The organism is Priestia sp. P1_B12_1, assembly GCF_056406695.1.
The window spans coordinates 68759-91385 of sequence record NZ_JBFTZR010000010.1; the positions used below are offsets into that span (position 1 = coordinate 68759).

Sequence of the window (22627 nt, forward strand, 5' to 3'; positions counted from 1 at the left end):
TCATTTAGGTATTAATAATAGTGATATCTACAATCATTTATCATTATTTTACAAGATATCAAGCTCTAGATAAAATAATGACATCCGAGTGCTACTGCAACTATTTAGTAGAAATTACGTAAAGTTCTTAAAATGAGGTGACTGAAAGGAGGAAAACTGATTGTTTTATTTACTATTGTTTCTTGCCATCATTTTGGAGGTAATCGCAGTATTTTTTCTTAATCTTACAAATGGATTCACAAACTTTGTTCCTACTGTTTTTGCCATACTATTTTATTGTTCTTCAATTGCTGCTTATATGCTACTCAACGCCAAAGGTGAAGTAGGAGTAGCAAGTGCTTTGTATGCTGGAGGAGCAACCGTACTTGTTGTGGTCACAGGTATCATCTTTTTTGATGAAACTATTTCCTTATCTAAAATTTTAGGTGTTTCTCTTATTATAATTGGTGCAGTTTCTCTTAACATTAAAGAGAGCTCTAAAGAAAGGATGACAGCGTAATGGGATACGTATTTTTAACGGTTGGCTTAATTTTAGGCATTGGAGGGCAAATGTGCGTAAAACTATCCAAAGGTTTTAGACAAACTGTTCCCACAATAGGGGCATTTCTACTCTTCATTGCTTGTATTTATTTTATTTCTCTAACGACACACTATTTTGAAATGGGCGTCGTTTTTGCTATATGGGCAGGGCTGACGATTGTTAGTACAACGCTGTTAGGTATTTATATATTTAAGGAATCAAAAAACAAAAGAAAGATTATCTCGGTTACTCTTATTATTACAGGTGTTATTATACTGAAAGCTTTCTAATAAAAATAAGATAAATAAGGCCCTTACTTAACTTACAAGTAAGGGCACCATAGAAGGAGTTAAAAACAAGGAGGTATTGGTCATCGACCGTCCATTGCTATAGTTGGTCATTGGTAAATAGTAACAGTGTAATGGGTCATTGGATTATTGGTTTTATCACTTGCCATCACAATAGTACTTTGAGTACTCTAAACATTCTCCTTCTATGCCTTGAAGGGAGTCTCACCTCTTCAAGGGTTAAAAATATTTATCTCCATCAAACTCTAACTCTATTTGATAGTTTTTAGCGTTAATTAAATTTGATAATCTATTTGCTTTCTTTTCAACCTCTAGCCCTCTTAGACGATATTCTTCAGGATCAAATGTAGCCACTTTAATAATGGATACCCCTTCTCCGTAGTAAGGATATTCTTCTTTAGATGATGAACCAAACTCCTTATATTTTCTTGCTTTAGCACGTAATTGAGTGGCATATTCAATCGCTTCTACAATTGTTAGTTTGTGTTCATTATAAGTAATATTATTTTGAATATTGGCTTGATACATTAATTTATCAAGTAGACGCAAATCCTTTCGAATGTCCTCTAAATCCTGTTCAACATCAGATAGTGATCTAGCCTGAGGAGGAATCTTCTCCCCTTTTTCGATCTCTACAAATGCAACTCGGTCCATCTCTTCTTCTAATTCATGTATTCGTTTTGATAATACACTTTTCAATTTCACAGCCTCTGCTAGAGAAATCTTAGACATAGATCAAAGCTCCTTTATCCATAAACTTAATTTTTACTATTTTATTGTTCTAATACCTTTTCATAATAAGGAGGTGTTGTGCCACTTCCGCCATCCCCTGAGACGCTGCTGCGATCTACTTTATAAGACATTACATAGCGTCCTTTTTGTTTACCTTTAGTCCAGTTTTCTTCAAACGTCACTAGATAAAACTCTTTATTTAATTTTTTAGCACGAGTTTTTCTTTCGATTTGATACCCTCCAAAAGCTCCTTTCCATGTTCCAACTTTAGCAGGAAATAAATCAATATCTGTTCCTTCACCACTTGTCGCAAACTCTATGGCATCTTCTTTCGTAAATGGCGGAAGGCTAGGTGATAGCGCTTCTAATATACTCCAACTGAGAAGTGAAAGAATAAGAGGTATAATTAGCAATACCTTTGTACTTTTTTCCCTGTCAATTCTTCTTTCTACCCACCAATCTATACATGCATATAACATAGCGGCTGCCATCCCGTAATAAGCCAAATGTGTATCTTGAAAAAACAAACCGTTAATTAAGCCTAATATGCCGTGGAAGAAGACAAATAGCCACCTCATGTTGGGAAGCCATTTCTTTCGAATAGCGTCCAGTATAACTGAGACGAAATTTCCATATACAGCAATAACGGCCCCTACATAAAAAAGATATACAAGGAACCACCCTACCATGTCATTTCCAGTATGATACGATAGTTCTTCTCCGTCAGTTAGTTGTTGAATCAGACCTGTTATTGTCAAAAGGTAAGCTAAAATAAAGCTTGTAGAAAGAGTTGTTATCGTCTTTCTCAAAATCACATAATCTTTTTTGCTTTCCATAAAGGGTACCTTTTTCTACTTATTTCTATATATTTTATATTAAACCATATTTCTTCATATAAAGGTGACTTACAAACAAAAAATTGTGATTGATACTCATTGTTTTAGTGGCTTTGTTGTAGTAAGTCGTTAATCACAGAAGTACATATATTAAACTGATTTGTGTTAGACTGTTACAAGCTTAATACTTTGAAAAAGAAAGGCTGAAAAAAACATGACACAAACGAATACAGCATTTCGTGATGCGCTTATCAAATCACTGCGAGGTGAAAGAGGCCATCTTCCGACGATTAACGCAATAACTGATATTAATATAGAGCTTGCTTCACATAAACAAAAGGAATTACCTTATTCTATTTATCAATTAGTGAAGCATATGAGCTATTGGCAAGACTTTTTACTTGCCCTTGCTAAAGGAGAAAACCATGAAAGACCGAAAAGTGTAAGTGAAAGCTGGCCTGAACACCCTGCTCCGGTTGATGAGGAAGAATGGAAAAAGACAATCCAGCATTTTTGTAATGGAATTGACGAAGCATGTCACTTAGCTGATACATTAGCAATCGAAGAACCTCTGGATGCTTGGCCAAGTGAAACCCCAGGGGGATTACTGCGTAATATTGCTTCTCACAACAGCTATCATCTAGGTGAAATTGTCATTATGAGAAGGCTAAACGGAGCATGGCCACCGCCAACAGGAGGCTTTCCTACTTAATAAAAAACGATTGAAACACAATGATTGGCAGAAACAAAGCCCTAAGAAGCGTCAATTAAACACTTTTAGGGCTTTATTTTAGTTATGTACTATTACCTTCTGTTTTATCTATAAATCAATCGATTACTGAATTCGATTTTCAGTACTCTAAAAATCTTTGTCTTCGTGCAATTAGTTACCTATAAGAATAATGTGTCGGACAAAACAAGTCTTCTTCTGCATTTCTGACAATTGAAAAGTGTCCAACATTGTAATGACCATGTAAACTTTCACTATGATGCTTTATAATTTGTTCCGTACTTAAAGCTGTTATGGTTCGCTGTTGAATGCCCACTCCATTGATCGTAGCTGTTTTGACTGCACTATCTATACAGTGTTGTCTCTAAATTTATGACAAGCTCAGTGAGCAACTTAACGAATGTTCTTTGCCCCTTGGTCTTTTAACTAGTTCTCCTCCACAGTTAGGACAAATATACATCGCGTTTTCACTACATTTATCACAGAATGTACATTCATGAGTACAGATATAAGCGACAGAGCTATTATGGAGTTTCTTATTGCACTTTTCGCATGTATTTCTCATTTCTAAAGCCATTAAATCCCTCCTTTTGATATAATTAAATTGTATTGTATAAATTTCTATTTTCACATATCTATTTTATTGTATTACTAATTAATAGCTTTAATATTGACGGAAAATTCATTATTTTAATTTATAATTTAAAGCGGGGTATGTTTTATGGATGAAATTGATCAAAATATATTACTATATCTACAAGAGAATGCTCGTTTGTCCGTTACACAGTTGGGAAAGCTGGTTGGCTTATCTACCCCTGCTGTTAATGAAAGAGTAAAAAAACTTGAAGAAAAAAACATAATAGATGGATATAGAGCAATAATTAATCCTGAAAATTTTAATAAACCTGTAACAGCTTTTATTTTATATAGCAATACAAAATGTAAGCAATTCGTAGAATATTGTAAAGAACACCCTGAAGTTATCGAATGTCATCGTTTGGCAGGCCAATACAACTATCTAGTAAAAGTTTTAACTAATTCTGTTCAATCTCTTGAAGCATTTATTGATGAATCTATGGCTTTTGGAGAGCCGTCTACATTGATTAAGCTTTCTTCACCAGTTGTTTATAAAGCAATAAAGTAGATTAATAATCTACTCTTTTTTATTACTGAATCTATTCAAGGTAATTCTATTATAAGAAGAACATGTTCTGTTGATAGTCACCTTTTTAACTGACCAGCTAGCAGAATTAGAAGTGTATAGAATTTACAATTGCAGTTACCATACTGTCTGTTATCGACAGGTATTTTTCTATGCGTTCATATGTTACAATAGAGTAAGAACATAAATTAAAATTATATGGTCTCTTTGTACCCTGGGTTTCCTTATAATGGAAAGAGGTACTTTTATGAATATACTTGAAATAAAAAAAACGCTTTATACTCTGATTCAATATGAGGATAGCGCTATTACTCATACCATTCCTGAAGTACTGGAACTGTCGTATTGTAAAACATCTAAGATTTTTCAAATCACTACACTTACGGATCAAAAAACCTTAAATTATAACGATTATGATATAGATAACGCTTCTGAAGCTTTATACAAGATCTTAAACTGAAGAAAGCGATTTAATGATTCTTCTATCTTTTATTTAACAAACGTGCAATTGCACAATATATTATTTTAAACAAAAGAAACTCCTGGTATATGTTCAGGAGTTTCTTTTTTGTTTTTCTAATGTATACAGGATACAAATCTAATTTAAAAAACTCACCTAAAGATATTTAAAACAGCACAAAAACGTACAGATGATGCCACTATTCCTTTAATTAAAAAATCCCTCTAAAAGGTTTAGCACCACCTAAAGATTCATATAATATGTATCTTTAAAATTGTAAAAGTTGCTTTGGTTATTTTCATTTTACAGGTTATTTACTAGAAGTAATTCCTAAAAAATGAAGTGCATTTTTTACAGTAGCCATTGTCGGGGTAGAAGCTAAGTTAATACCTAGCTGTACAGCAGCGCGAGATAATTCTGGTCTTAATCCTGTTAAGATACATTGCACTCCAAGTAGTGACATAACACTATTAATTTTAAACAGATGCTCCGTTACAATTGAATCCAATGTATAAATACCAGAAAAGTCTATAATTAAACAATTTATATTTTGCGTCTGCACTTTTACTGGAACGGCCATTAAAAGTTGGTTTGCTCTTTCCTCATCTATGGATCCTACTAAGGGAAGTACAGCGATCCCCTCTAAAAGAGGAACAAGGGTTGTAGACAGTTCATTTATTTGCTTTATTATTTCTTTTTGTCTTGTTTCACTCTCTTTTTTTACCGTAATATCTCTCACATAGGTTTGGATTACTTTTTTATCTCCCAGCAGCAAGGGATGACAATATAATTCAACATTAACAGTTGTGCCGTCCATTCTAAATATGGTTTCCTCAATGAGCTCTGCTGGACGTTCATAAGCAGATTGGATTCTTTTCCTTATTGCTGCTTTAGATGTTTCTTGAAATATATCTAAAGGACTTGCACCTATGATATCTTCCCTTTTTCCTCTAAAAAAATGTTCAGCTGCGTGGTTAACATATATAATCTTATGATTTGAATGAATAATGAGTGGATCTAACGCATATTCAATGACTTCCTGATAATCAATACCCGAAATGTTTTCATTCATAATTTTCACTCCTTAATATGAAGGTTAGACTACTATTTCAAATTTATCAAGGGTTCAATTGCTTGTTTAAGATCTTAAAAAATGATAATAAAGTTTCTTTTGAAGTTATAAATAAGAAATAGTAAGAAAATAGAAGATTAAAAGGTCGTCTGTCCTTTACAGAATACAAATAAAAACAGCCCTTAAAAATGAATTCAAGGGTCCTCTCTGCATTTATTTAAATCATACTTTCTTACGAGTTAAATCATGGTGTAAGGCTGTATCAGGAACTGTAGGATTAGGATGATTTTTTTTCACTTCAAACGAGAATTCTTTTTGATGACCAAATATATTAATTCTTCTTTTAGATCATTTACAGAGTTTTGTCTTTTCCTCTTTTGCCCTTTACCCTATTCTCATTTGAATGAATCGTTTGATCTCTATTTCTTTTTCTTCTACTAAGAAAATAGATAATAAAACCTACTAAAACTAATAAAGTAATTAGAAGGATACTTGTAGGAAAGTATAACGTCCCTATGTGGATACCAAAAAATTGAATCATTACCCTTTCACCTCCATATGAGAGTAGTAAACGACTCTAATAATATACTTTTCGTTCAGTATCTTTCCGATTCATAAACCCTTCGTACAGAAGAACAAATATTATATATAAAGCAACATGCTAGTATGATTTACTAATACTTCTCGATCACTTAGTTTCTTCAAAAGTTATTGCAAAGGAAAACCATTACACATCTTTTTTTGCAATAATAATTATACGTTCTTGTTTCATTTCACCGACACATTGTTTAGCTTCTTGTTGGGTTAAACCTAACGAGGCCATTTTAGAATAAAGTTCATCTTCACGAGAAAATAACTTATTAACTGCAGATTCAAAAACTCCTTGTTCAGAACCTCGGTATTCTTTTGTATTTGTTGTATTTGTTAAATATTCCGAGCGCTCTTTATTATAAGTCAATAAATAAATTTCACTTTTACTAAACCCGTTAGCGAAAAGCTCTTCAATAAACTTATTTGCCTGACCACTATTTTCTGCTACTTTAATTTCCTTCACTATTTTCTCCTCCTCTATCCCCATAGAATATGTCGTTCTACTAATAGGTGTATCCTTCAGCAGCCAATTAAAACTAATTTATTCGGATATGGGATAAAAGACTATAAAAAACCATCTAAATATTGTATAAAATAGGGTAAATTATCTACTTCTAAGAGAATAAAATATAGACTTCTTTTCCTTTTTAGAAATATGGAAAGAGAACTTTTTATGTAACCTTGAAAAAATTCCCCCTCTGACAATAGAGGGGGAATTTTAGTTAACCTTTCGCTAAATCTAACGCTTTATCTGCCTTTTTTAAATCGTGATTTACTTGTTCTTCTACATCATAGGCATGATACATCTCATTATCAATCATATATTGAGCAATCTTTTCATGAAGCTCAATGGCTTTATCTAATTGCTTTTTTAATACCTTTCGTACTTCGGGTGTCGCTGTTTCCGTAAGCGCTACAGCATATGTTCGTACACCATTCTTAGCCGATAATAATAAATCGGTCGCAATAGCAAGATCGTCTAACGTTTTAGTAAGAGTACTTTTAGTGGCCATTTTTCTACCCCTCCTATTTATTGAGCTTTCTTTAAGATTTTTTTCAATTCTTTAATCGCTTCAGTAGATGTTTGAACATCTTCTTCAAGAATTTTTTTTAATTCCTCATCCTCTACCAATTCCAACATTGCTGTTCCTTTTGTTACACATGATGTTTTAAGCGTTAAGATTTCATGAACTTCTAGCGTTTCGTGCATAGCTAGTCCCTTTGCCATGTTTGCATCCTCCTTGTCATTTTTTTGACTTGTGAATTATATTCCCAAATCATTTCCATTTAAACAAGTATTCATTATTTTTTAAAAATTTTAGAAAAAGAAACAGGAATATTAAAACTAACAAAAATAATCACCTGTTTTTGCAATTGACCTTCCATTGTGTTGCAGAATAAATCCCTTTAGGTGTAATATGTAGCCCTTCAATGAACCTTAAATTGTAAGTCTTTCCCTTTTTAATCGTTCAAAATTGGGTAATACATTTTGTGAAAAGGTGTGATTTTATTAATTTTTTACGTATTACCATCACGGCTGTTATTCTCTCTTTTGTTGGTGTTATATTCAGGATAATTTACGGTCAAATAATTGGAGAAAAAGATGTTCAAATAGAAAGTCTTATCGGTCTTTTCATCGGTTTTTTTATTGGGATTTTCTTAATTTCCTGCTTTACTGATTATCGTAAAAAGAACAAAAATAATAAATAAAATAACCAAGTTCGTTTGCGCCACCATTTCAATTAAAAAGTGCGTTAACCCGGCTTTGGATTAACGCACTTGATGGTTACGCTTGAAACCACAAAACTCAATTTTCTATAGAATCTAAACATCCTTTTAAATGCTGAAATGAGGATCCATTTGGACGGAAAGAGTAAGGGTGATTAGTAAATTCAGGGTGCGCATTACACTCAATTACCTTCTAGGCTGATGATTTTTCTGATGACTTATTGCCCGGTGCAAACCAACCCAATAGCGCGATACCAACTAAGACTCCATAGAAAATCAGGGTCCAAATGGTGCTATGAGGAAAATGAGGATCTAAGACACCAATATCTTTATGTGCAAAAGTAATAACAGCAAGTTTCACACCTACCCAGGCAACAATGGCATATGCTGTCGTTTCTAGGGCAGGTCGTTTTTCAAGGAGTTTTACAAACCAGCTTGCTGCAAACTTGATTAAGATAAGGCCTGCAACTCCTCCAAGAACTACAACTGCAAACTGCCCTCCGTCCATCCCACCGATTTCTCCAAACTGTGAATCAGGAAGTCCAAGAGCTATGGCCACTGCAGCTAAAATAGAATCGATGGCAAAAGCAAGGTCAGCTAACGCAATTTTCCCAACTGTCGGCCAGAACCCCTTTCCAGCAGACTCCTTCTCATCATCATCATGAATATTCTCATTATGTTTCCCAAACCGCGCCTGAATGACATGTTTTAAACCTAAATACAGAAGATAAACTGCTCCTACGGCCTGTATCCACCAGACGTTGGCGATAAATGAAATAGCAAAAAGAGCTCCAAATCGAAAAATAAATGCCATAAGAATTCCGTAATTAATCGCTCTTTTTTTCTGATCCTCGGGTAAATGTTTAGCTATAACTGCTAATACGAGAGCATTATCAGCTGATAATAATCCTTCTAACCCGATTAGAATCAATAATGCCCATACGTATTCCAGCCAAATAGATTCCATCCGCTTTTCTCCTTTCCAAAATGTAAGCTGTTATGCTAAAAGTTTTGTTTACAATAGAATAACCATATATGCTGCAGTAAACTCTAAAAGATAAAATTTTCATTTTTTTAACACTAATCAACAATTGAACATCTCTTAAGATAAACATAAATACGAATTCCAGTATGTCAGTAAATAGTTTATGTCAACATACTTACATAGGTTAGAAAGTCACCTTATTATTGTTATGCCCTTTCCCTTTTCTCAAGAAGTACCTGTGAACAATAAAAAACCAGCTGTAACATATTGGTTAATATGTTGCAGCTGGTTTTTATAGTGAAATAAGAAAATTAATTAGGACTAATCCCTACCCAAAAAAGATCCACTAGAGCCTGAGCCGTTTTTTCAGGGCCCCCTAATTCTGTAATTAATTCTTTTTTGTTCCGAATCATTGTTACCGTGGAAAATGTATGCGCAAGCAATCTGGGACTTGCTACGACGATTTCTCCGCTGGTTGCAGCTTGCTTGAATACATTCTCTAATGCCTCATGTATCGCTTTCTCCGCTTCACGAATTTCATGAATATGACCTTCTGTAAGCGAAGAAGTCGCTTCTTGCAATAATGTTTCAAAATCAATATGCGGTCTTTTTAAATGATCTAATGTTACCTCATATAATCTGTGTTTTAGACCATTGGAATTTTGTAATAATTTCTCTGTTTGTTTTGTAATGCGTTGAAACATACTTGATACCGAAACGGTAAACAAAGTTGCTTTATTTTTAAAATAGTAGTAAACGCTGGCCTTGGTCACATCGCTTGCTTCAGCCACTTGCTCCATTGAAACTTTTTCGTATCCATATGCCATAAAGAGATGGGCAGCTGTTTTTAAAATTTGTTCTCTTGTTATATTATTTTCAGTTGTTATTTTAGGTCTGCCAGGCTTTTTTTTCGGTGTCTGATTCGTATTCATAAGGGCCCTCCTTCTAGTTCAAGAAATTGGCACATTTAAACTAGTTGATTAATTAACCTTCTGGTATATATAATTATTGAAGGTTCTATATATATTGTAATAGAAACAAACAGATTTGGAAATGAGGGAGAATTAATGAAAGAATCACCTTTAGCAACATTCAGTCGATTGATGACTGGAAAAGTGAGTCGTTGGGTTGTTATTGCCGTATGGATTCTGGCAACTGCAGTTCTAACGATTGCTTGGCCTGCCGTTAATAAAACGGAAGTGAACAATGCACCAAACTTAAGTGAGAATTCACCTTCCGTAGAGGCTGAAAATCTCATAAAGAAAGAATTCCCTAACTCTTCAGGGGTTCCTGCCCTGCTTACATGGCATAAAGAATCGGGTTTGAATACCGATGACTTAAAATCTATTCAGCAAGTGGCGGCAGATTTAGAAAAGAAACCATTAGAAGAACAAACGTCTACTCCACCTTTGCACAAATTACCGTTAGCAGCTTTACAAAAAATGATTTCGAAGGACGGTACAACGCTTGTACAGCCCATTTTCTTTAAAGAAAACGTTGAAACGGATGTACTAGAAAAAAATCTAGACACGATTAAAAAACAAGTAAAAGAACAGGTTTCATATGATTCTTTTGCTACAGATATCGATGCAAAGGATAAGCTAAGCACGCGTGTTACAGGACCTATAGGAATTCAAGTAGATGCAACCAGCTTATTTGAAGGAGCAGACGTTTCCTTACTAATCGCGACAGTTTTATTAGTCTTAATTTTACTTCTTGTCATTTATCGTTCCCCAATTTTAGCGATTATTCCTTTAATCGGTGTAGGTTTTGCCTATGGGGTGCTGAGTCCGATTCTCGGTATTTTGGCAGATAAAGAATGGATTACGGTTGACTCGCAGTCCATATCTATTATGACGGTCTTGCTATTTGGAGCAGGAACAGACTATTGTTTATTTTTAATTTCTCATTATCGCGATGAGCTTCGCAAAGTAAAAGATAAGAGACAAGCACTTATTAACGCCTTTAAAGGTGCTTCAGGTGCTATAGCTATGAGTGGATTTACAGTTGTCATCTCTCTTCTGGCCTTGATTGTAGCAAAATACGGTGCTTACCACCGTTTTGCAATACCTTTTAGCTTATCTATTCTAGTTATGGGATTAGCAAGTTTAACACTTATCCCTGCCCTGCTTTCGGTTATGGGAAGAGGTTCTTTTTATCCTTTCGTTCCTCGTACTCCTGAAATGGAAGAAGAATTGGCGAAAAAGAAAGGAAAACCGGTGCGTGACCGAAAAGAGAAAAAACGTTTCGGGAATTGGATTGGTAATGTGGTTACGACTAAACCATGGACAATCATTGTAGCTTGTCTAGTCTTTTTTGGAGCTTTATCCATTTATTCTAGTCAAATCAAGTACACGTATGATATATTGTCTTCTTTCCCTGAAGATATGCCTTCTCGTGAAGGGTTTGCGGTTATCTCTGACGCATACTCTCCTGGCGAACTGGCGCCAGCACAAGTAGTTATTGATACGGAAGGAAAATCAATAGATCTAGAAAAAGCATTAAAGGAAAATGATCTTATTAGTACCGTTTCTGCACCTCAAAGTGGTAAAAGTAATAAGAATTTAAAAGTATATGACGTCACGTTTAATATAAATCCATATAGTATAGAAGCAATGGAAGCTATTCCAGACTTGAAAGATGCAGCAGAAAAGGCACTATCGCAGTCAGGAGTTTCCAAAGTGGAATCCAAAGTATGGATTGGCGGTCAAACAGCGACGCAATATGATACGATGACGGTTAGTGATAAAGACAACAGTATCATTGTCCCGCTAATCATTATTTTTATATCGTTGCTGCTATTGGCTTACTTACGTTCTATTGTAGCTATGCTTTACTTGGTTGGAACGGTCATCTTGTCTTACAGTGCAGCTTTAGGGTTAGGCTGGCTCATCATTCACAACATCATGGGGGCAGATGCTATTCAAGGAGCGATCCCTTTATACGCGTTTGTATTCTTAGTGGCGCTTGGTGAGGATTATAATATCTTTATGATCTCAAGCATCTGGCAGAAAAAGAAGCACATGCCGTTAAAACAAGCCATTAAAGAAGGCGTAAGCGAAACAAGCGGTGTGATCACATCCGCTGGAATTATTTTAGCTGCTACCTTCGCGGTTCTAGCAACACTGCCGATTCAAGTTCTCGTTCAGTTCGGAATTATCACGGCTTTAGGTGTTCTGTTAGATACATTTATTGTGCGACCATTCCTTGTACCTGCGATCACGACGGTTTTAGGAAGGTTTGCTTTTTGGCCAAGCAAAGTGGAAATGGTATCAGAAAAAGAGCATTAAGTATTCACACATACATGCTTTTATATTTAAATTACTATATAGCTTGTATGAATATAAAACTAAGAAAAAAGCAAAGAGAATATCCTCTTTGCTTTTTTTAATTCACTTCCATCTCTCTTCTTCTTTATCTGTTAGCTTTGCGATAAAGGGAAAAAAACTAATAAAGAAGATAGCAGCGATCCCACTTAAATAACCTAGCCCTATTAAAGCACTAGTATTTTTTAAGGAAATAAATTGTTTTGTATGACACTTGGGACACTGCTTTCCTTTCTTAGAAAACCCAAGTAACCATACGTTTTTAGCACTCCATTTGTAATTACAATGATTGCAACAAGCCATATATACTCTACCTTTCTTGCCTCATGCTTTTATTTATTTTTCATAATTCTAAAGCGAAATCATAATGTTAGCTCATGTCTGTCCGACGATGATCAAAAGCCATATTTATAAGTTCTCCAACCAACAGTCCTGCAGCTGCTACTGGTATAAACACTTTAAACATACTAATAGAAACATCTAAGCCTAAAATCAGTAAAAGAAAATAACCAAATAAGAACCCTGTACAGATAAATGAATATTTTTTTATCATTTCTCTCAAAGAAACACCTCTTTTGCTTGAACACTCCATTTACTTTTTTATGTATAAAAGGATCATCTATTCTTTCCAAAACGTTCATTTTGTTTTTTAACTTGAACAACTTTATAAATAAGCAAACCTAAAGAAACCAATAAAATTAACCAAAAGATTTGAAAAACTGCGTCCGCCCAATTAAAACTTGATATAACCATATTATCGCCTCCTGTAACTTATACGAATAAATTTCATAAAAGTTCCATATCTGTATTATTTATTGTATTTTCTAAGTGATATTCGCAGCCGTTCTTCTCTCTTTCATTGGTGTGATCTTCAGAGTAATTTACGGCCGATTAACTGGAAAAAAAGATGTACCAATAGAAAGTCTCATCGGTCTTTTCATTGGTTGTTTTATTGGGATTTTTTAATTTATTGTTTTACTGATTATCGTAAAAAGAAAAAACATAATTAATTCACTGCTTTACAAACGAAGCGCATGATGCAAATTTTAATAATCTAAAATAGCTTTCTGTACAACGTTCATAAAAGCAGCTATTTAGGTTAAATTATTATTGAATAAACGTATGGTACTGGAGGTTGTAATTTGTTAATAGGTGAAATTGTTCAAAAGCTAAATAATGGTGCTACTTATGAGGAGATTGCTTCTTCCACCAAAAGTAATGAAGATATATTGAGGAATGATTTAAAGAAATTCGGATTTCACTATGATAATAACGAAAGAAAGCTGGTATTTACAGGATACGAATCTGAGTATGAGAATACACTTCGTATTTGTTATCCAGATATAAAAGGACTTTCCACTTAACATTTCTGCTGTAAATATATAATCTCCCATCATAAAAGCGTGGACTACATTCAGCCCACGCTTTTAACTAACTTCATTTTAGTTCTCTTTTTAATACTTTACCGAGCTGATTTTTAGGGAGTTGATCAATAAAATAAACTTCGGGAATTTTGTAGCTTGCTAGACGATCTCTACAATATTTTAAGATATCCTCTTTTGTTAAGGAAGAATGAGGATCTTTTACCACATACGCTCTAGGTTTTTCTCCATAAACAGGATCTTCTACGCCTACCACAGCAGCTTCTATAACTGTATCTATTTGCTCAATTATTTCTTCTACCTGATCAGGATAGATATTATCACCGCCATATACGATAACATCTTTAAAGCGTCCCATAATATATAAAAAGCCGTCTTGATCTACCTTTCCAGCGTCTCCCATATAGAACCAGCCATCTCTAAGGACTTTGTCAGTCGCCTCTTGATTATGCCAATAGCCTTTAAAACAATAGGGGCTTTTTATGATAATTTCTCCAACTTCTCCTGTTTTCACTTCTTGTCCTGACTCGGGATCAATAATTTTTACTTCTACACCAGAAAGAGGCTTGCCTGCTGATTCAATTTTTTCATTTCCCATATTTGGTGTCCATACACTGACTGTCCATGCTTCTGTACTTCCATAACCTTGTATCATGCTGATGTCCAATTTTTCATATTCCTTAATAAGATAAGCAGGAACTTTTGCCCCTCCAGCAATAGCAACCTTTAGTGAAGATTTCTTTGCCTCTGCATTTTTCACTGCTTCGAGCATTTGCATATACATAGAGGGAAACGCTAACATCATAGTGATCTTATGAGTTTCAATCGTTTCCCAAATGATTTCCGGTGTAGGATCTGACAACAAAAATAACCCCATCCCGTTGGAAACAGATTTCAAAATATTATTAATAGAACTCATATGATAAAAAGGATGCGAGGCAAGAAATCGACCATCTTCTTCATAGTCTATTCGTTGACTCGATGGCTGTATATAAGAATACACATGACCATGCTCAATCATACAGCCTTTTGCGTTGCCAGTTGTTCCAGAAGTAAAAAGAAGCATCGCAATGTCGTCTTGAGAGACCTGTATATTTGGATTTAGTATAGAATACGCAGAAAAAATTTCATTATATTCTTCAACTGTCTCCACACTATTTTTTCTTCCTACTTGTAAAGTAATCACGTCATTTAATATTTCAGAATCAAAAGGAATAACCTCATGAAATTTTTGATCGTAGAAAATAACTTTAGGTTGTGCACTATCTAAAATATCAATAATTTCATACTTCGTAAGCTGCCAGCTAATAGGAACAGCTACGGCTCCAATTCTTAATGCGGCTAGCAGAATCGTAGGAAACGGATGATTGTTTTGACAGAGAATTGCAATTCGATCCCCTTTTTTAATGTTATGGCTTAACAGGTAATGAGCGAGTTGATTGACACGTTCATTATATTCTTTAAATGTATGGAAAGATGTACTCCAAATTAAAGCCTCTTTTTCAGCAGATTGTGTAGCCCTTTGCTCTAATAGTTCTCCAAGTGTATACATGATAGCTCTCTCCTTTAATGATAATGACCAGTTTGAATCATATTTAAATGGTGCTTCATTCTAATTATTTTTAAATCTATAAACTACATTACCCACAATTAACGTTAACGCAAACGTTAATTGTAGACATTCGAAAAATTCATATCTTTTTAGCATGTAGAAGATATATATTGGCTATTCAATATACTTTGAAGCTTATGTTGAGGAGTTCATAGCGCTTTATCTTGTACGATTCTTTTCTTTTTTAACTTTACACCAGCTATTAAGTATGTTCTCTTTCTATGCGTCGAGTTAATTGCTAGTTGCACTCTCCATGTGAATAACAAAAGTCTTAAGAGTTATATTAATAAAAACACTAAGATAATATAGAGCTTCTCTTCTTGCTATAGGATCTATAAATGACCATGGAGGAAAATATGAATAAAGTCTTTTTCATTTTTATGATTATTGGTGTACCTCTTTCAATTATTGGCAGTATTTTTAATTGGAATTATATTTTCATGTTCTTTATTTACTGTGTGACATTAATTAGCTTGGCTAATTACATCAGACGTTCTACTGAAAGCCTTAGCGTTGTAGTAGGTCCAACAGCAGGAGGATTACTTAATGCTACGTTTGGCAACGCTGCAGAAATTATTATTTCGTTTTTTGCATTAAGTAAAGGACTAAATACAATTGTCATTTCCTCTATTACTGGAGCAGTCCTCGTTAATCTACTTTTTGCGAGCGGAATATCAATGATTGTTGGAGGAATTCGATTTAAAAAGCAAAAATTTAGTGTGTTTAAAACACGACACAATACCTCTCTCTTAATGTTTGCTATTATCGTAACTTTTGTATTGCCATTTATCTTTGCAAAACGCTTGGATGATAAAGATATGCAGGTTCTATCAACTTCTTTTGCTATAGTGATGCTGACCATTTACCTGCTTGCTCTTCTTTTTAAACTTGTCACGCATAAGGGGATTTTTACTGGAAACGCAGAAGAAAATGGAGAGGAACCAGAATGGGGAAAAAAGAAAGCAATCGTTGTACTTGGACTGGCTACAATTGTACTAGCTTATATTAGTGAAAAACTTGTTGGCACCATTGAGCCAGTAGGTGCTGCCTTAGGCTGGAGTCACGTTTTTATTGGAATTATTGTTGTAGCTATAGTCGGAAGTGCTGCAGAGTACGTGTCAGCAATTGCAATGGCCTATAATAACAGAATGGACGTAATGGTGGAGATTTCCATTGGTTCAACCGTCCAAACGGCCATGTTTGTTGCTCCTATACTCGTTCTGTTTTCATACTTGTATGATTTCTTGCCTCTTGTATTTAATACAGCGGAAATGATTGCGATGATCCTTGCCGCTCTCATGACGGTGACCGTTGTTAACGACGGTGATTCCAACTGGTTCGAAGGTGTTTTACTTGTTGGTACCTACATTGCGATAGGCTTTAGTTTTTACCTTTTATAGAATTTTTTCAAGAAAAAGATGAAAATTTCAGCTTACATAAAGACAACGCTTGGTCATCTTTTTAAATCTTGACGAATAACATATATACAAAAATTTGCTTTTCTTTTGCCTGGTTTTCAACTTTAAACACGATTAAAATATTGCTGCATTGATAATATATAAAGGTATATGAACGAGAAAAACGAGCTCTTATCTGCTAAGGGCTCTTTTTTTACATTTATTTCATCTGCCCTTATATACAAGCATTTAAAATAAATAAAAGACACAAGTAAACCTAAAACATATGTACATATTCTGACGTAAATGACATATTAATAGCTCGACAGTGCTAATAATAAAATTCAGAGGAGATGAGAGTGGGAATGGATAATTTTAATTCACAATCATCCACCAATCATTCAAACCCGCAAGTATGGAATTTTGTTTCGGCTCCTAATTTACATCCCATGAAGGTTACCATTAATGTTGATAAGCCCGGAACAGCTCCCGGCCTATTATTTGTTGCGCCCTATACGGTATATGAAGCAGCGATGATTGGCCAAACTGGGGCACTAATTATGGATCAGACAGGTAATCCAGTGTGGTTTAGACCACTTGCTAGTAGATATATTCAAAACACAGACTTTCGAGTACAAATGTACTGCGGGAACCCTGTTCTTACCATGTGGCAAGGAACAATCTCAGGAACTCAAACCGCCACCCCAAACCTTCCAGCAGGCGATCCTGAACCTGGTGCTTATTTTCAAATTATCAACCAGCATTATAAGGTCATTAAAAAATTATTTGCTAAAAAAGGATTTACAGCTGATGTGCATGAGTTTACAATCACCGAACGGAATACGGCTTTGTTTACGGCAGTAAAACAAGTACCTGCGGATTTATCTAAGTATGGTGGACCAGTACGCGGATATTTTGATGATTACTCTATTCAAGAAGTAGATATTGAAACGGGAGAGCTTCTCTTCTTTTGGAGTGCACTTGAACATATTAATCCAGCTGATTCAGTGGTACCTGCTTCATCCGCGACAAGTTCTAATAATATATGGGATTGCTACCACGTAAATTCAGTCGAAGAAGGGCCAAACAATACACTTCTAGTGAGTATGCGTAATATGTGGGCCATTTATAACATTGATAAAAAAACGGGAAAGGTAATTTGGCAACTTGGTGGAAAACAAAGTGATTTTAAGCTTGGACCGAACGCTGCATTTTCTTGGCAGCATGATGCGCGCTACAGGTCCGAAAATAGGATAAGCTTGTTTGATGACGCCTGCTGTGCCTCTTCAACCTCTCCTCCTGAGGGACAGGCGCGTGGTTTAATTCTTCACTTAGACTATAAACACAAGGTCGCCAATGTAGATCGAACGTATTATCATGACCCAGCTTTATATGTTCCGAGTCAAGGAAATGCGCAAAAGCTTTCCAATGGAAATCAACTCATTGGGTGGGGGCAAGAGCCCTACCTTTCAGAGTTTAAAAATGCTGGCAATACACAAAGAAACCCTTCATTTAATTTGTTGTATGATATGCGGTATCCAAATCAGAATCTTTCGTATCGAGCATTCAAAAATAAGTGGGTAGGTCTACCACTTTACCCTCCTAGCATAACGGTAGACTTATTGCATGACGGTCAAGCTACAGCTTACGCATCATGGAATGGTTCAACAGAAACAGTTGCTTGGCAGTTACTTGCAGGACCAACGCCTTTTAAATTGTCAGTAGTGATATTTAGTAGCCCTCGTACTGGATTTGAAACAGATATTCATGTTCAGACAGCTGGCCCCTATTTTCAAGTAAAAGCATTAGACTCCTGCGGGAACGTCATTGGTACATCACCGACTACTTACGTAAAAATAAGACGAAATAGACGAAAGTGATAATAATCCTCTATTAGATTTTTAAAAATGTTCTTATAGTGCCCCCCCTACTCAGAAGACATCATGAGGGGGCATTCACCTTTTAAGGAATCAACTAGAAATTATGTGAGCTAAGGATTTTTTCAAAAAACCGCTACTATATTAATCTAAACTGCAAAAGTAAAATTCCTGATATATAATATTATATTTTAACAAATAGTAAGGATAAAGAACTGAGGGAATATTTGATATAGATGAGTATAAGGTGCTTTTTCTCCCTAATTACTTAACTTTTAAAATCATATCTTCTGACTTTTCATTCCATTTAACCGTTAAAATCATATATTCAGGTTTAATTACATCTTTACCAGCATCAATCTTTACTTTTTCTTTGAAATTCCCTTCTTTATTTAACCTTGCGTCTCTTACTGCAATTCCATTTTGATTATTTGAAGTGTCTAAATTAATCCCAAAATCTCCTACGGATTCTACCTTACCACCTAGATAATTTAAGTTCATTTGAGCTGTTTCTTTCCTATTTTCAACGGGATATAACGTAATAGTAGCTGACCAGCTTTGAGTTTCACCTGAAAACTCTAAAGGATCCTCAGCTTTACTTTGACATCCAACTAATGAAATAAAAAAGAAAAGACTAAATAAAGCAATATAAAACTTTCTCATGCTCTTCCTCCATGTAAACACCATAATGTCATTTTTACTACTTTATATTTTATTAAAATATATACCTTTAGTTAACATGGCGTAGAATATTATCTAGTAAAGAACATATGCAAGATCTTTTTTAATAGCTGTTCATAGGTTTTGAAAGCCGCACTAAATGTGGAACGTTCCTTTTCATTTCCCATCATAATTTTATCCCCTTTTATTTTAAGCGGGTATATTATATACAAGTTTATACAAAATGAATTGTCGTTAGTTTAAATAATGAAAGGTCTCCCAAGAAATAATTCTGAGAGATTAGTAAAAAAATTAACCTGTAAAAAAACTTACAACACCTATAAGCACAAAAAATATGAGAATTACAGATAAAATGAGTACAATTGTAAAGATAGGTTTATACTTTGCTCTAATTTCTTGATTACTTATCTTATTATGTAAATCATCTAATTTTCTTTCAATTTCATCCAGACGTTTTTCCGTGTTAATATCCATCACCTCCTACCTTTTATACGAATTACTTCTATAAAAGTTTCCTAATTACTGTATTTTAAAGAATATATATGTAAAAGCCGTTTTGAATTGTATTTATAGTTAGTTACCGAAATCCCCTTTTCACATAGTAAATTTTCATTTTTTTAAAACCTTCATCTAAATCAAAAGTGAAGTGGACTTACTTGTTTGATAATAAACGAAATGATAAACGAAATAGAAATTGTTGCCGCTAGCTGCTTTGGATTTTTGTAAAAGACTCCGCATAAAACAGCATACATAATGAATTCTTCCATATAACTTACATGGATATAAAATACTCCAACCGCTAAAGAAAGACTTAGCAATAACCCCATAGGCAACGCTGGTAATATCCAAGCTAGACGTAAATTATTTTTAGCCATCCATATAATAGCTGCTAGAAACGGAGACGCTAGTGCGATACTTCCCCACAGTAAAAAATAACTAGTTGGAAAAAATCCAAATAGAAAAGCGGAATATATATAATAGCCTGTTAGCATTCCTATAAAGAACATGAATGTATTAAGAGCCCCACTAATTTTGGTTTTACTATACGCGGCTATAAGGGTAGCAATCAGGACCCAAATACCGGCCCTAGAACACAAATCCCCAAAATACGGCAGAATATTCATCCACCAGCTTCCATCAACACCTGCAATAGTATCTAAATATTTGGCTATTATCCCCAAAGCTGTACCGAAGACTAAATAGATAATAGAAAATGCAAGTTTATTTGTAGACTTAACTACTCCGATAGTAAACTCCCCCTAACCAAAGCAAATCTATTAAATTGTTTTAACTCTTTCGTCCAAAAGCTTTTGTATCAATATTGTTGTCATCTAGAAAATTCTCTATCTTTTTCTGTTCCCTTCCATTTACACCTTCATTTCTATTCATAAGTGACTCAATTTCTGTTTCAGAAAAATCTCCTTCGCTCATATGCTCAACCATGTCATCGATGGCTTGATCCAGTTCATCCAAAATTTGATTGGAACCCATAATAAAGCGGCTAATTCTCTCTGACTCTTTTTTATATCCTTCTGGTAGAGTATTGTGCGAGATATATGTGGAAAAGTTACGATCATTTTCTTTGAGCAGATCGTTTAGTTGTTCAAGTTTTTTCGCTTCAGCTTTAGGTAGCTGTTGATCAGAATCCATCATTTCTTCAAATTGATCACTGATATTGGATAAATCCTCGTTAGTATTTAAGTAAGTCTTTATACTTTCTTTCATTTCCTTTTCATCAATTACAGCATTATTTTTCGATGAACTAAATATAGAAGTTGGTAATACAACTTTTTCACTAACTTCTTTTGTACTTTCCTGATAAGAACAAGCACCTAATAAACAAATAATCATTAAGCTAAAATAAAGTTTCTTCAATTCAAACGCTCCCTTTACCAATGTGTTAATTCCATTAATTTACATAGAAAATTTTAGCATTAAAATCCCCTTAGGACTATACATCTAGAGGCGTATATTGCAAAACTACCCTCATCTAATTGAATATAGCAAAAAATGTTAAGAACAACGATTTGTTTGCTGTTATAGTGAACGTAAGGTAGGTGAATGTAAATGAATTATGTAACTTGTATACAGAGAACGCTAGATTACATTGAGGAGAATTTGGAGACACAAATTACTTTAGAAAAGTTAGCAGAAATTGCTTGCTTTTCTCCTTTTCATTATCACCGTGTCTTCCAAGCCATGGTTGGAGAATCAGTGATGGATTATGTAAGGAAACGAAGACTTACACGCGCAGCAGAACGCTTATTTTTCACAGATGAAAAAGTCATTGATATCGCACTTGATGTTGGTTTTCAATATCAAGAATCATTTAACAGAGCGTTCAAAAAATTTTATGATGTTTCACCGAAGCAATACCGTAACGCAAGGAGAATATCTGGACCGCTGCAAGGAAAAGCCTACCTAACTACCACACTTTTGTCAGGAGGAAATAAGATGGAACCAAAACTAGTCACTAAATCTGCTTTTTATATCATTGGATATGAGCTAAAAACGAAGAACGAGGGTGGCCAGAATAACAAAGACATTCCTGAATTTTGGCAACAGTACATGCAAAATGGATTAGGCTCTAAAATCCCCAATCCCCTAAACGCAAGCGCGGAGCTTGGCATTTGCACTGATTTTAATCCTGAAACGGGTGAGTTTGTTTATATAATTGGCATGGAAGTAAAGGAAGGCACTCCAGCTCCTGAAGGAACAGTTTACAGAAGCTTCCCTGAACTAGAATATGCCGTGTTCACTACTCCAAAATCAAATGAAGAATCTTTTACTTCTTCCATTCAGTCCACATGGAACTATGTTTTTACAGAATGGTTTCCAGAATCAGGTTATGAGCACTACGGATCAATGGAGTTTGAACTGTATGATAAGAGGTGCTATGGTTTAGAAAATAAAGAGATTGACATCTACATTCCTGTGAAAAAACAGACTGTTAAGGCATAAAAGAAAACTTCCATTTGTTTAAGAGAAAAGTAGTGTAGAAATTCATTTATAATACTGAAGATATTCCTATACAAAAGCCCAATCTCTAAGCAATTAAATTTAGGATAGGGCTTTTTGTTATTTCGTGTTGGGAATTTTGGAGTTAATCAATGTGACTATTCACTTCATTTTTAATTATTATCATGTACGATATCGGCCATAAAAACATCAGCTATATAGAGAAATGTGAGGTGCTTTTCTTTCCAATTACTTAACTTTTAAAACAAT

At 34.5% G+C, this 22627-nt stretch carries 26 protein-coding genes and 1 pseudogene; 10 read left to right on the top strand and 17 right to left on the bottom strand.

The window, feature by feature from the left end; all coding sequences use genetic code 11:
- The first annotated feature begins 160 nt into the window (after nt 1-160).
- Both AC1D0Y_RS23935 and AC1D0Y_RS23940 read left to right on the top strand, forming a co-directional pair.
- Nucleotides 161-499, top strand: coding sequence for a DMT family transporter (locus tag AC1D0Y_RS23935; RefSeq protein ID WP_028410021.1), 339 nt, complete (start codon nt 161-163; stop codon nt 497-499).
- A complete protein-coding gene (locus AC1D0Y_RS23940; protein WP_060745018.1) occupies nt 499-810 on the top strand; it encodes a DMT family transporter in 312 nt (103 codons plus the stop codon). The genes AC1D0Y_RS23935 and AC1D0Y_RS23940 overlap by 1 nt, the downstream gene beginning before the upstream one ends.
- Before the next feature lie 237 nt (nt 811-1047).
- Here the strand turns inward: AC1D0Y_RS23940 and AC1D0Y_RS23945 are convergent, their stop codons facing one another.
- Nucleotides 1048-1560 (bottom strand): DIP1984 family protein, encoded by a 513-nt coding sequence (locus AC1D0Y_RS23945; RefSeq protein ID WP_016766374.1) that lies wholly within the window; start codon nt 1558-1560, stop codon nt 1048-1050.
- 41 nt (nt 1561-1601) lie between these two features.
- Nucleotides 1602-2396: a hypothetical protein gene (locus AC1D0Y_RS23950; protein ID WP_060745017.1), complete on the bottom strand. Its 795-nt coding sequence runs from the start codon at nt 2394-2396 to the stop codon at nt 1602-1604.
- 214 nt (nt 2397-2610) lie between these two features.
- On the opposite strand from AC1D0Y_RS23950, the gene AC1D0Y_RS23955 reads away from it, so the two are divergent.
- The gene (locus AC1D0Y_RS23955; protein ID WP_060745016.1) at nt 2611-3108 is read left to right on the top strand and encodes a DinB family protein; all 498 of its coding nucleotides are present in this window, start codon (nt 2611-2613) and stop codon (nt 3106-3108) included.
- Nucleotides 3109-3283: 175 nt separating this feature from the next.
- Here AC1D0Y_RS23955 and AC1D0Y_RS23960 read toward each other — a convergent pair.
- Both AC1D0Y_RS23960 and AC1D0Y_RS23965 read right to left on the bottom strand, forming a co-directional pair.
- Nucleotides 3284-3487: pseudogene (locus AC1D0Y_RS23960) on the bottom strand (cysteine hydrolase); the annotation flags it as partial.
- 9 nt (nt 3488-3496) lie between these two features.
- A complete protein-coding gene (locus AC1D0Y_RS23965; RefSeq protein ID WP_081085204.1) occupies nt 3497-3703 on the bottom strand; it encodes a DUF1272 domain-containing protein in 207 nt (68 codons plus the stop codon).
- 144 nt (nt 3704-3847) lie between these two features.
- Here AC1D0Y_RS23965 and AC1D0Y_RS23970 point away from each other — a divergent pair, with 144 nt between their 5' ends.
- A complete protein-coding gene (locus AC1D0Y_RS23970) occupies nt 3848-4270 on the top strand; it encodes an Lrp/AsnC family transcriptional regulator (RefSeq protein WP_060745015.1) in 423 nt (140 codons plus the stop codon).
- A gap of 265 nt (nt 4271-4535) precedes the next feature.
- Nucleotides 4536-4748 carry a hypothetical protein gene (locus tag AC1D0Y_RS23975; RefSeq protein ID WP_047751259.1) on the top strand — a complete coding sequence of 71 codons (213 nt, stop codon included), beginning with the start codon at nt 4536-4538 and terminating at the stop codon, nt 4746-4748.
- A gap of 310 nt (nt 4749-5058) precedes the next feature.
- Here the strand turns inward: AC1D0Y_RS23975 and AC1D0Y_RS23980 are convergent, their stop codons facing one another.
- From AC1D0Y_RS23980 to AC1D0Y_RS24005, 6 genes are all read right to left on the bottom strand, one after another.
- A complete protein-coding gene (locus AC1D0Y_RS23980; protein ID WP_225049663.1) occupies nt 5059-5820 on the bottom strand; it encodes a PAS domain S-box protein in 762 nt (253 codons plus the stop codon).
- A 727-nt stretch (nt 5821-6547) separates the two neighbouring features.
- The gene (locus AC1D0Y_RS23985) at nt 6548-6874 is read right to left on the bottom strand and encodes a YflT domain-containing protein (RefSeq protein WP_272801529.1); all 327 of its coding nucleotides are present in this window, start codon (nt 6872-6874) and stop codon (nt 6548-6550) included.
- A 259-nt stretch (nt 6875-7133) separates the two neighbouring features.
- Nucleotides 7134-7424, bottom strand: coding sequence for a spore coat protein (locus AC1D0Y_RS23990; RefSeq protein WP_013056394.1), 291 nt, complete (start codon nt 7422-7424; stop codon nt 7134-7136).
- Between the two features lie 17 nt (nt 7425-7441).
- Entirely contained in the window at nt 7442-7639 is a 198-nt protein-coding gene (locus AC1D0Y_RS23995; RefSeq protein WP_016766364.1) for a hypothetical protein, read from the bottom strand.
- A gap of 693 nt (nt 7640-8332) precedes the next feature.
- Nucleotides 8333-9106, bottom strand: a complete 774-nt coding sequence (locus AC1D0Y_RS24000) for a TerC family protein (protein WP_016766363.1) — start codon at nt 9104-9106, stop codon at nt 8333-8335.
- 329 nt (nt 9107-9435) lie between these two features.
- Nucleotides 9436-10056, bottom strand: a complete 621-nt coding sequence (locus AC1D0Y_RS24005; protein ID WP_098248856.1) for a TetR/AcrR family transcriptional regulator — start codon at nt 10054-10056, stop codon at nt 9436-9438.
- A 135-nt stretch (nt 10057-10191) separates the two neighbouring features.
- Between AC1D0Y_RS24005 and AC1D0Y_RS24010 the strand changes: the two genes are divergently transcribed.
- Nucleotides 10192-12414, top strand: coding sequence for an MMPL family transporter (locus tag AC1D0Y_RS24010; protein WP_221840368.1), 2223 nt, complete (start codon nt 10192-10194; stop codon nt 12412-12414).
- 406 nt (nt 12415-12820) lie between these two features.
- Here the strand turns inward: AC1D0Y_RS24010 and AC1D0Y_RS24015 are convergent, their stop codons facing one another.
- Nucleotides 12821-13012, bottom strand: coding sequence for a hypothetical protein (locus AC1D0Y_RS24015; protein WP_060745008.1), 192 nt, complete (start codon nt 13010-13012; stop codon nt 12821-12823).
- A gap of 53 nt (nt 13013-13065) precedes the next feature.
- Nucleotides 13066-13203, bottom strand: a complete 138-nt coding sequence (locus AC1D0Y_RS24020; RefSeq protein WP_176524050.1) for a hypothetical protein — start codon at nt 13201-13203, stop codon at nt 13066-13068.
- Nucleotides 13204-13592: 389 nt separating this feature from the next.
- Between AC1D0Y_RS24020 and AC1D0Y_RS24025 the strand changes: the two genes are divergently transcribed.
- Nucleotides 13593-13814, top strand: a complete 222-nt coding sequence (locus tag AC1D0Y_RS24025) for a hypothetical protein (protein ID WP_098248860.1) — start codon at nt 13593-13595, stop codon at nt 13812-13814.
- 73 nt (nt 13815-13887) lie between these two features.
- On the opposite strand, the gene AC1D0Y_RS24030 is transcribed toward AC1D0Y_RS24025, so the two are convergent.
- A complete protein-coding gene (locus AC1D0Y_RS24030) occupies nt 13888-15384 on the bottom strand; it encodes a class I adenylate-forming enzyme family protein (RefSeq protein WP_221840367.1) in 1497 nt (498 codons plus the stop codon).
- A 416-nt stretch (nt 15385-15800) separates the two neighbouring features.
- Between AC1D0Y_RS24030 and cax the strand changes: the two genes are divergently transcribed.
- Both cax and AC1D0Y_RS24040 read left to right on the top strand, forming a co-directional pair.
- On the top strand, nt 15801-16844 hold the full coding sequence (gene cax / locus AC1D0Y_RS24035; RefSeq protein ID WP_013056387.1) for a calcium/proton exchanger: 1044 nt from the start codon (nt 15801-15803) through the stop codon (nt 16842-16844).
- 362 nt (nt 16845-17206) lie between these two features.
- Entirely contained in the window at nt 17207-18721 is a 1515-nt protein-coding gene (locus AC1D0Y_RS24040; protein ID WP_272801532.1) for an arylsulfotransferase family protein, read from the top strand.
- A 261-nt stretch (nt 18722-18982) separates the two neighbouring features.
- Here the strand turns inward: AC1D0Y_RS24040 and AC1D0Y_RS24045 are convergent, their stop codons facing one another.
- The 4 genes from AC1D0Y_RS24045 to AC1D0Y_RS24060 form a co-directional block, all read right to left on the bottom strand.
- Nucleotides 18983-19381, bottom strand: a complete 399-nt coding sequence (locus tag AC1D0Y_RS24045) for a hypothetical protein (protein ID WP_221840365.1) — start codon at nt 19379-19381, stop codon at nt 18983-18985.
- A 309-nt stretch (nt 19382-19690) separates the two neighbouring features.
- Entirely contained in the window at nt 19691-19873 is a 183-nt protein-coding gene (locus AC1D0Y_RS24050; RefSeq protein ID WP_221840364.1) for a hypothetical protein, read from the bottom strand.
- 161 nt (nt 19874-20034) lie between these two features.
- A complete protein-coding gene (locus AC1D0Y_RS24055; RefSeq protein ID WP_221840363.1) occupies nt 20035-20523 on the bottom strand; it encodes a hypothetical protein in 489 nt (162 codons plus the stop codon).
- 163 nt (nt 20524-20686) lie between these two features.
- Nucleotides 20687-21274: an NDxxF motif lipoprotein gene (locus tag AC1D0Y_RS24060; RefSeq protein WP_221840362.1), complete on the bottom strand. Its 588-nt coding sequence runs from the start codon at nt 21272-21274 to the stop codon at nt 20687-20689.
- A 192-nt stretch (nt 21275-21466) separates the two neighbouring features.
- Here AC1D0Y_RS24060 and AC1D0Y_RS24065 point away from each other — a divergent pair, with 192 nt between their 5' ends.
- A complete protein-coding gene (locus tag AC1D0Y_RS24065) occupies nt 21467-22360 on the top strand; it encodes an AraC family transcriptional regulator (protein WP_253352613.1) in 894 nt (297 codons plus the stop codon).
- Nucleotides 22361-22627: the final 267 nt, after the last annotated feature.